This window comes from Planococcus sp. RAB007_Raresut, from assembly GCF_057369535.1.
Genome location: NZ_JBXYIF010000187.1, coordinates 1 through 255, shown reverse-complemented (window position 1 = coordinate 255; position 255 = coordinate 1). Strand labels below are relative to the sequence as shown.

Below are 255 nucleotides of genomic sequence, written 5' to 3'. Positions count from 1 at the left end.
AATGTTCTCAGATTTATCTCCCATAAATCCTGTTAGGTCAATCATCTGAATCGGTTGTAGTCCGTCGTAGCGTGCCTTGAACGCGGTCACGGTCATTTTCCCGACATCGGTGATGCCTCGTTTCGTCAAATAGACCGTCACACGTTCATTGATCAATTGAAGTAAATCCTTATCCCCCGTCACAACCGTCACCTGATCAAAAGTCGGGTCTTTTGAGAGCGTCCCGATGATATCATCCGCCTCGTATTGATCGAG

General features: G+C 47.1%; 1 pseudogene. It reads right to left on the bottom strand.

Going from position 1 to position 255, the window contains the following annotated elements:
• A pseudogene (locus AC2Q9J_RS18225) lies at window positions 1-255 on the bottom strand (DNA polymerase I); the annotation flags it as partial.